A 9,463-nucleotide genomic window follows, 5' to 3' on the forward strand; every position below is an offset into this window, starting at 1 on the left:
GCAGAGAATTGTTCGCCGTCTATTTTAGCGTAAACAACGAATACATCTGCAAAGCCAGCGTTTGTAATCCATTGCTTTTCACCATTCAGGACATAGTGAGTTCCTTCAGCATTCAGCTTAGCCGTCGTTCTTGCGCCTAAAGCATCCGAACCCGAACCTGGCTCTGTAAGTGCATACGCTGCAAGCTTTTCACCAGTTGCCAACACTGGCAGGTACTTTTGCTTCTGCTCTTCGTTACCGAAAAGGACGATTGGCAGGGATCCGATTCCTACGTGCGCTCCGTGGGAGATGGAGAAGCCGCCTGCGATTGACATTTTTTCAGCAATTAATGCTGAGCTTACTTTATCAAGGCTTAAACCGCCATATTCTTCCGGTACGTCTGCACCAAGAAGGCCAAGCTCCCCTGCTTCCTTCAGAAGCTTAACCGTACGGTCGAATTCGTGCTGTTCAATATATTCAACCTGAGGCAAAACTTCATTCACTACGAAGTCCTCAGCCGTTTTTGCGATCATTTTTTGCTCATCTGTATAGTCCTCAGGAGTAAAAACCTGATCATATGTTACATCATCAATTAAAAAGCCTCCGCCTTTTACGAGCTTTTCTGTTTGCTTTTCCATAAATATTCCTCCTATCTATTTTTGGGAGGAGCAAACGCCCCTCCGAGTTATTTCAAAGGTTGGTTAATGGCTTTATAAAAGTTCAAATACTCCAGCAGCACCCATACCGCCGCCGATACACATTGTCACGACACCGAATTGCTCATTGCGTCGCTTCATTTCATGGATAATGGATAAAGTCAGTTTTGCACCTGTCGTTCCGAGTGGATGACCAAGGGCGATTGCTCCCCCGTTCACATTTACCTTATCTTCATCAAGTCCAAGCTCTCTGATTACCTGGATGGATTGAGATGCGAATGCCTCATTCAGTTCGAACACGCCGATATCAGAAACTTGCAGGCCTGCTAGTTTTAATGCTTTTGGAATGGCAACGACTGGACCGATTCCCATGATTTCAGGAGGTACTCCGCCCAGGGCGAACGACCTGAATTTTGCGAGCGGCTTCAATCCAAGTGATTCAGCCTTTTCTCGATCCATCACCATGACAGCTGCTGCACCATCACTTGTCTGCGATGAGTTCCCTGCAGTTACCGTTCCATTGATTGAAAAAGCAGGGCGCAGCTTCGCAAGTGTTTCAATGCTTGTGTCTGGCCGGACTCCTTCATCCTGTTTGAATTGAATTGTCTTTTCTACAAGCTTGTTGTCTTTTCCTACGGTACGGAGTGTTACATCAACCGGTACGATTTCTTCCTCGAACTTTCCTTCCTGGATCGCTTTTGCAGCACGCTGATGGCTTCTGACCGCGAAAGCATCCTGGTCTTCTCTGGAAATGCCGTATTTTTTCGCAACTTCCTCTGCTGTATGGCCCATGCCCATATAATATTGAGGAGCAGTTTCTGCCAGTTTCGCATTGGGACGGACAACATGGCCCATCATCGGTACAAGGCTCATAGATTCCGCGCCTCCTGCGATGATTGTGTCTGCATGCCCGAGCATGATTCTTTCAGATGCATTGGCAATTGCCTGAAGTCCTGAAGAACAGTAGCGATTGATTGTAATGGCAGGCACTTCATGTGACAGCCCTGCAAGCGCACCGATATTTCTGGCCATATTCAGCCCCTGTTCTGCTTCCGGCATTGCGCAGCCAATGATTAGATCATCAATATTCCCTTCATAATTGCCTGCACGCTTCAACGTCTCCCTAACTACGAGAGCACCTAGATCATCTGGTCGTACATTTGCAAGAGTTCCCTTTTTTGCTTTCCCAATTGGTGTTCGGGCTCCAGCGACGATTACCGCTTCTCTCATCTCAATCCCTCTCTTTCCTTGGATGTTCGCTTCTAATTCCAGCGTTATCTGCTGGATGGATATTAATCTAGGTAAATATCAATCTATTAATTGCGCAGCGGCTTTCCTTTCACGAGCATATGCTGCATGCGCATCTGTGATTTTGGTTCAGCCACAAGGCTTAAGAACGCTTCCCTTTCGAGGTCAAGCAAGTATTGCTCATCTACTTCAGTACCGTATGGAACCTTTCCGCCTGCGATGACATAGGCAAGCTTCTTGGCAATTTTCAAGTCGTGTTCTGAAATATAGCCTGAAAGATGCATAGTCTGTGCGCCAAGCAGCAATGTCGCATATCCTGGTTCACCTGTTACAGGCACTTTCTTTCTAACTGGAGCCTTATAACCGCTTTCAAAAAGGTTTAAAGCAGCTTGTTTTGCATCATACAGAAGGTGGTCGCTGTTTACGCTGATTCCATCAGAGACATTAAGGAAGTTATTTTCGCGTGCTTCCTCGCCTGAAGTGGATACCTTCGCCATAGCAATTGTTTCAAATACTTTGTTAGCAACCTTTTGAAGATCGAATTCAACGCCCTTTGGCATGCCTTCAAGATGCTTGATATACAGCTCTTTGTTTCCGCCTCCGCCTGGAATCAAGCCAACTCCTGCCTCAACAAGTCCCATGTAGGTTTCCATCGAAGCCTGGATGTGGGCTGCCGGCAAGCACATTTCGGCACCACCGCCCAGTGTCATTCCAAATGGAGCCACGACTACAGGCTTAGAGCAATATTTGATTTTCATTGTCGTCTGCTGGAACTGTCGAACAACCATATCAAGATCCCAGATGTTGTCATCCTGTGCTTCCATCAGGATCATCGCCAGGTTAGCCCCTACAGAGAAGTTCTTGCCCTGGTTTCCGATGACGAGACCTTTATAATTCTTCTCGACTTCATCAATAGCAAAGTTGATCATCTGGAGGATATCCGGACCGATCGAGTTGCTGTGCGAATGGAATTCAAGGAGTGCAATACCATCGCCAAGGTCGATCAGGCTTGCTCCACCATTCTTTTTGATGACGCCTTTTTGCTTTTTCAAAAGCTTAAGGTTAATCACCTTTAGATTCTCTTCCACAGCAACGTATTCGCCTTTGTGATAATAGCTAAGTTTGCCGTCTTCTTCTTTATAGAAGGAAGTGAAGCCCTTCTCGACCATTTCTTTAACCCATGCCGGAACTGTTTTGCCTTCAGCTTCCATTTTGCTGATCGCTTTTTCAACGCCTAATGCATCCCATGCTTCGAATGGTCCCATTTCCCAGCCGAATCCCCACTTCATTGCGCGGTCAATGGCAACGATATCATCAGCAATTGTTCCAAGCAGATCAGCAGAGTAAATCAGGACTGGGCTGAAGATATTCCAAAGCAGCTCACCTGCGCGGTCCTTTGCGTACACAAGCGCTTTCATTTTATTGGAGAGGCCTTTTTCCTGCTTGCTCATTTCCGTGGAAGCTGTTTTAAGCTTTTTGCGTGGTCCGTATTCAAGAGTTTGCGGATCCAGCTCCAAGATTTCCTTGCCCTGCTTCAGGAAGAATCCCTGACCTGATTTGCTTCCGAGCCATCCGTTCTCTAGCATTTTCTTCATGAATCCAGGTACTTCGAAGACTTCTTTTTCTTCTCCTTCGACCTGGTCATATACGTTTTTCGCAACATGTGCGAATGTATCCAATCCAACTACATCCAGTGTGCGGAATGTTGCACTTTTCGGCCGTCCGATCATTGGGCCCGTTACGGAATCAACCTCACCTACACTGTAGCCGCCTTTAAGCATTTCACGTACAGTAACGAGCAATCCGTACGTTCCGATTCTGTTGGCGATGAAGTTCGGTGTATCCTTCGCTTCGACTACTCCTTTGCCAAGCTTATCTTCACCAAAGTTTTTCATGAAGGCAAGGACTTCAGCGTCAGTATCCTTTGTAGGGATTACTTCAAGCAGTTTCAAATAACGTGGCGGGTTGAAGAAGTGAGTTCCAAGGAAGTGCTTCCTGAAGTCCTCGGAACGTCCTTCAGCCATTGCCTCAACAGAAATCCCGGAAGTATTCGAGCTGATGATGCTTCCCTGCTTGCGGTATTTATCTACATCAGTAAAAACTTTCTTCTTTATATCAAGGTTTTCGACGACTACTTCAATTACCCAGTCAACGTCCTTAAGTCTTTCCATATCGTCTTCAAAGTTGCCCGCTTCAATCAAAGCAAGATTCTTTTTGGAGGCCAAAGGTGCTGGCTTTTGCTTCAACAGCTTTTGCACTGCGCCTGCACTGATCCGGTTGCGCACCTGCTTATCATCAAGCGTCAGGCCCTTCGCTTTTTCTTCTTCCGTTAATTCCCGAGGTACAATGTCAAGCAGCAATGTTGGGATGCCGATGTTTGCCAGATGAGCTGCAATCCCCGATCCCATGACACCTGATCCAAGAACTGCTGCCTTTTGAATTTGTCGCATCAAATTTGTCTCCCCCTTTGACTCTTTTTGAATGAATACTCATTCATTTTTGCACCAAAAAAAATATGCATATAAATGAGCTCTGTTAATTACTACTATAAAATATTTAAAAAATTTCCGCAATAATAAGGTGCGGAAAAAAGAAAATTTTTTGAATTTTTTAACCAAAATTTTATTTCTTCCCTTTGGACAACCTAAAAAAGCGATCACCTGCTGATCGTAATGCATTAACGCTTTACTCTATTGGGGGTCTGACCCCCAGTGCATTAACGCTTTACTCTGGTGGGGGTCTGACCCCCGGTACGTTGACGCTTTAATATATGGAGGTATGATGATGGCTAGGATGAAGAAGCATCCGTCGAAGGCGGGAGTTAGTGCTGCGAGTGTTAAAGGGAATGCTGGTCCTTCTATGGGGCAGGGCGGCGAAGGCAAGGTTAATAGCCAGAACAGCCAGTATAAGAAATAGTAACGAAAAGACAACAGGCTGACATATAGCTATGTCAGCCTGCAGTTTATCTCGTTTATTTCTTGAACATTCCCTTTAAGACAAATGCTACGTTTGCAGGGCGTTCAGCAAGGCGGCGCATGAAGTAACCGTACCAGTCAGTTCCGTATGGTACGTAAACGCGCATTGTGTAACCCTCGTTTGCAAGCTGAAGCTGCCTTTCCGGCATAATTCCATAAAGCATCTGGAATTCGAATTGGCTGTTAGGGATATTATTGGCTTTTGTAAATTCCTTTGTAAAATTGATAATCGCATCATCATGAGAGGCAATCGCAGTATAGTTGCCGTTCATCAAATGCATTTTAATGATTTTCTTGAAGTTTTCATCAACATCTTTTTTCTCTGGGAATGCTACTTCTGGCGACTCTTTATATGCTCCCTTTACCAAACGCAGATTTGGTGAATATTGATTTAGATCTTCAATGTCTTTTTCAGTACGGTATAGATAAGCCTGGATTACTGTTCCGATATTGTCATATTCTGACTTCAACTGTTTGAAGATATCCAGTGTTTTTTGGCAGCGAGCATAATCTTCCATATCAATTGTGACAAAAACATTATTCTCTTTTGCTGCATCCATGATTCTGCGCATATTATTCATGACGACCTGTTCAGAAATATCAAATCCTAAAGATGTCATTTTCACACTCAATTGAGCATTCAATTTTTCACGGCCAATTGCTTTAATGGCTTGAATTGAATTGTCAGCCCGCTCATTGGCTTCCCTTTCGTTGTCAACGAATTCGCCTAAGAAATCGACTGTGACAGCTAATTTTTTCTGGTTCAAACCCTTGATGACCTGGACAGCCTGATCGACCTGTTCACCAGCTACAAAGCGTGATGCACCGAAACGAAGACCATACTTCTTAGCCATTTCAGTGAAAAATTTATTTTTTGATAAAAAAAGAAAAAAGTCCCTCATTAATTGTTCCATATCTTTTCCTCCCCTTATTGTAACCGATTACAATACCCCTTAAAAAAGTTGCTACATCTATATCTTTTGCAAAATCATTTTATCATTTTTTTAGATTTTTGAATATTACTTTTGTAATAAAATGTTCTTTTTTGCCGAATCATGTCCCGCATACTTTATTTTGCCCTGGGAAGGATAATATTCGATGATAAAAACATTATTCAGGAGGTTCAGTTATGCAGCAGCAGAATATGAATTTTCAAGGCCAGCAGCAAGGAATCATGCAACAGCCGCCTTCAGTCGTTTCCTCAAAGGATTCTTTATATTTGACCGATATGCTTTCATGGAATCTTCTTGCAATGAAAAAGGCACATTTCTTTGCCCAGCAGTGCCAGGATCCAGAATTGAAAGCCGAAATTGAAAAGTGCTGCCATATGCACGAAAAGCATTATCAAACGATCCTATCACACCTTCACAGCCCGCAAAACCAGGCATATTCAGGAATGCAATAATGATAAGCAACACTTTGCTCTAGGACTTTAGTTAAATGAATGGTATTAGAAACCAACAGGAGGAAAAGTGGATGAACCAGAACCAGAATCAGCAAAAGGTCCAGAATCCAGAAACTCAGATTCAAAAGACACCGCAAATGAACGACCGTGATTTTATCAACGATATTCTAACAACTGAAAAGTATATGACAACTTCATATACTCAAGCACTGCATGAAGCCAGTCATGACCAGCTGTATCAAGACTTATTAGGCATCTACACCGAAACTTCGAATGCACAGCGCAGCCTATACAACCTGATGTTCAAGAAGGGCTGGTATGCAATCGAGGCAGCCGATTCGCAAAAGCTGCAGCAGTCCCATCAGCAATTCCAAGGGTATATGAACCAGTTCCCACACGGCGGCCAGCTTCAATAGTTAGGGACCGCTGCAGGATAATGTCAGTAAAAGAACCATCCCGATTCCCGGAATGGTTCTTCTTTTATTTTTGCCTGTTCACTTCATTCATTTCCTTTACTTCTGCAATGACATTCTTCATTTGTTCTTTTGCTTCAGGATATTCCGCATTCCAATGCTTGGCAAGCGGCGGCATTGACTTGGCGATGTGGCTATACAGAATCCACGCTTTCACCTTTTCTTTATTTTCAGCGGAACCTTCTCCTACTAGCAGTTCTGTGTATTTCTCCAGCAATCCGTCAATTTGGTCTGTAAATGTCTGGTTCATTTCCAACACTCCTTATTTCTTGGGTCCGCAAATTTTCGGGCAAGTTTTGCAAAAACCTTTAGCATTTAACTTATAGCTAAAACAGCATGTTTTTCTGACTCTGACGTACGAGTTTGTATCTTCCTGGTATACCGGCTCAGTGTAATACCTCGCCAGCGGGTTTTGGTGATAGTTGCCGAACAATGAGCCTTGTGCGTGCAGAATGATATAGTCGAAGTCCTCTGCTGCTCGTGCTTTGATTACCTCATCCGCATGCTCAGCTACTACTTTTTCATACAGCCAATAGATATAGACGGCCACGTTTTCCCACAAAATCAATTTCGAGATTTTCGCAGCTTTTCCGAGTGTCTCCATCACAGGAAAGATATTATCCTTAAACAGGTGCCGAACCGCTTCCCTTCTCCATTCGTTACGATTTTCGTCCGAACAAAGAAGCGCTGATTTACTTTTAAAATAGAAATCCGGCAGCCATAGCCCATCTTTCTTCATTTCTACTAAAAGCAAGGAATCCGGTGCTGCATTAAGCTGTTTATTAAAGACGCTCATCGCATATAAGTATATGACTGCCAAAAAGGCATGTCTCTTCATCCAAACCGATGCGGTGGTCTTTAGGTCAGGGGCGGACATTTCCACTTGAAGCTTATTGAGCAGGCTGTTCATGCTGGATTCTTCAAGCAAGCTGGTAAACTCAATTGGTGTGACCCCATCTCGAAGCTCTGTGGCAAAGCGGAACTTACTTAACTCATTTACTTCGGAAGCAGATAACTCAGCTTTCATTCGCTTTTACCGGACGGTTCTTCAGGATACAGCGTCCCTTTCCATAAGGGATGCATAAAGGTGTGCCGAATAGAGGGTCAACCGTTACCTCACACTCCATGCCAAACACATTTTTCACTAGGCTGCAGTTAATGACTATCTCGGGCTTACCCTGGGCAAATATCTTTTGGTCTTTAATGGCCACAATATTGTGAGCATATCTGCATGCCAGATTCAAATCATGCAGAACCATCAATATTGTCCGTCCTTCTTTTTCATTCAACTCATAAAGAAGGTCAAGAATTTCAATCTGATGCGTCATATCCAAATAGGTTGTTGGTTCGTCCAGGAGAATAATATCAGTGTCCTGTGCCAGAGTCATGGCAATCCAGGCGCGCTGTCTTTGACCGCCTGACAAGGAGTCAACTGTCCTGTCTTTCAAATGGTCGATCCCTGTTGCCATCAGAGCACTTGTTACTTTTTCCTCATCTTCTTCTGACCATTGCTTCAGCCATGATTGATAAGGATATCTGCCTTGTTTTACAAGCTGCAATACAGTCAATCCCTCTGGTGCTGAAGGTGATTGTGGAAGGATCGCCATCTTCCTGGCAATCTCTTTCGTCGATAGCTTAGAAATCACTTCACCTTCAAGCAAGATGGAGCCTGCCTGCGGTTTAAGAAGCCTGGCTATGGAACGAAGCAATGTCGATTTCCCGCAGCCATTGCCTCCGATGAAGACGGTAATCTCTCCCTTCGGAATCTCGATATCCAATTCTTTTATAATGATAGAGTCACCATATGATAATGTCAGTTTTTCTGCCGCAATTGCCTGGGCCATATCCATTCCCCTTTCCACATCTTAGCTTATGAATTTCGTGTCTTAAAAAGCAGATATATAAAATAAGGTGCTCCAATACTCGCTGTAAAAACGCCTGCAGGAACTTCCAGAGGGGAGAACATTGTCCGCCCGATCAGATCCGCCAGCATAACAAGAATTCCGCCAATTAATGCAGAAACCGGCAGCAGAGCCCCAAAAGCAGAGCCAACAAGCCGCCTTGCCATATGCGGAGCCATTAATCCGACAAAACCGATTCCCCCGGCAAAAGCAACAGAGCTTGCTACTAAACCAGTGCTGACAAGCAATAGGACAAAGCGCTGACGCTGAACATGGCCGCCAACACCTGTCGCTATTTCCTCGCCAAGCTCCTGGACATTCACATTTCTTGAAAGGATAAAGGCAATTAAAACCAATATCAAAGTCCACGGAACCAGCACCCAAACATTTCCCCATGTAGAACCATGTACCGTACCTGTAATCCAAATATTCGCCTGGCTCGCTCGGTAAATCGGCCCCATCAGCATCATAAGTGTTGTCAGTGCCTGCATCATCGCAGAGATACCTATACCGATCAAAACCAGCCGGACAGGCGATACACCATTTTTCCAGGAAAGGAAGTAGACAAGAAAGGCAATTAATGTCGCACCGATAAACGCCGATACAGGCATCCATTTTATACTTACTGTCAGTGCATTGTTCTTATCACTGAAATACGCTAAAAATCCGACGACAGCTACGGATGCTCCGCCAGTTATTCCGATAATATCAGGTGAAGCGAGAGGGTTCCTGATCATCCCCTGTAATAGTCCACCAGCCACAGCAAGGCCTATTCCGACCATTAAAGCAACTATAATTCGTGGAAGACGGAATGATTGAACCACCA

At 44.3% G+C, this 9,463-nt stretch carries 11 protein-coding genes; 3 read left to right on the forward strand and 8 right to left on the reverse strand.

Annotated elements, in window-relative coordinates:
* The 3 genes from WB217_RS01150 to WB217_RS01160 all read right to left on the reverse strand — a co-directional run.
* Positions 1–617: acyl-CoA dehydrogenase family protein (locus WB217_RS01150; RefSeq protein ID WP_423989861.1), on the reverse strand; the 617-nt coding region annotated here is incomplete at its 3' end.
* A gap of 72 nt (positions 618–689) precedes the next feature.
* Positions 690–1,865, reverse strand: coding sequence for an acetyl-CoA C-acetyltransferase (locus WB217_RS01155; RefSeq protein ID WP_423989863.1), 1,176 nt, complete (start codon positions 1,863–1,865; stop codon positions 690–692).
* Positions 1,866–1,951: 86 nt separating this feature from the next.
* Positions 1,952–4,333: a 3-hydroxyacyl-CoA dehydrogenase NAD-binding domain-containing protein gene (locus WB217_RS01160; RefSeq protein ID WP_423989879.1), complete on the reverse strand. Its 2,382-nt coding sequence runs from the start codon at positions 4,331–4,333 to the stop codon at positions 1,952–1,954.
* Positions 4,334–4,667: 334 nt separating this feature from the next.
* Here WB217_RS01160 and WB217_RS01165 point away from each other — a divergent pair, with 334 nt between their 5' ends.
* Positions 4,668–4,799, forward strand: coding sequence for a YuzL family protein (locus tag WB217_RS01165; protein WP_207502060.1), 132 nt, complete (start codon positions 4,668–4,670; stop codon positions 4,797–4,799).
* 55 nt (positions 4,800–4,854) lie between these two features.
* Here WB217_RS01165 and WB217_RS01170 read toward each other — a convergent pair whose 3' ends face one another.
* The gene (locus WB217_RS01170) at positions 4,855–5,772 is read right to left on the reverse strand and encodes a proline dehydrogenase family protein (protein ID WP_423989865.1); all 918 of its coding nucleotides are present in this window, start codon (positions 5,770–5,772) and stop codon (positions 4,855–4,857) included.
* 215 nt (positions 5,773–5,987) lie between these two features.
* On the opposite strand from WB217_RS01170, the gene WB217_RS01175 reads away from it, so the two are divergent.
* Together WB217_RS01175 and WB217_RS01180 are read left to right on the forward strand one after the other, a co-directional pair.
* Positions 5,988–6,263: a hypothetical protein gene (locus tag WB217_RS01175; RefSeq protein WP_423989867.1), complete on the forward strand. Its 276-nt coding sequence runs from the start codon at positions 5,988–5,990 to the stop codon at positions 6,261–6,263.
* A gap of 71 nt (positions 6,264–6,334) precedes the next feature.
* A complete protein-coding gene (locus WB217_RS01180; protein ID WP_423989869.1) occupies positions 6,335–6,679 on the forward strand; it encodes a spore coat protein in 345 nt (114 codons plus the stop codon).
* Between the two features lie 64 nt (positions 6,680–6,743).
* On the opposite strand, the gene WB217_RS01185 is transcribed toward WB217_RS01180, so the two are convergent.
* From WB217_RS01185 to WB217_RS01200, 4 genes are all read right to left on the reverse strand, one after another.
* Positions 6,744–6,986: a YusU family protein gene (locus WB217_RS01185; protein WP_423989871.1), complete on the reverse strand. Its 243-nt coding sequence runs from the start codon at positions 6,984–6,986 to the stop codon at positions 6,744–6,746.
* A gap of 12 nt (positions 6,987–6,998) precedes the next feature.
* A complete protein-coding gene (fhuF, locus tag WB217_RS01190; RefSeq protein WP_423989873.1) occupies positions 6,999–7,763 on the reverse strand; it encodes a siderophore-iron reductase FhuF in 765 nt (254 codons plus the stop codon).
* A complete protein-coding gene (locus WB217_RS01195; protein WP_423989875.1) occupies positions 7,753–8,586 on the reverse strand; it encodes an ABC transporter ATP-binding protein in 834 nt (277 codons plus the stop codon). Before WB217_RS01195 ends, fhuF begins: the two co-directional genes overlap by 11 nt.
* Before the next feature lie 20 nt (positions 8,587–8,606).
* The coding region (locus WB217_RS01200; RefSeq protein ID WP_423989877.1) for a FecCD family ABC transporter permease at positions 8,607–9,463 on the reverse strand (857 nt) is incomplete at its 5' end.

It is taken from the genome of Mesobacillus sp., assembly GCF_049588175.1.
GTDB lineage: Bacteria > Bacillota > Bacilli > Bacillales > Cytobacillaceae > Mesobacillus.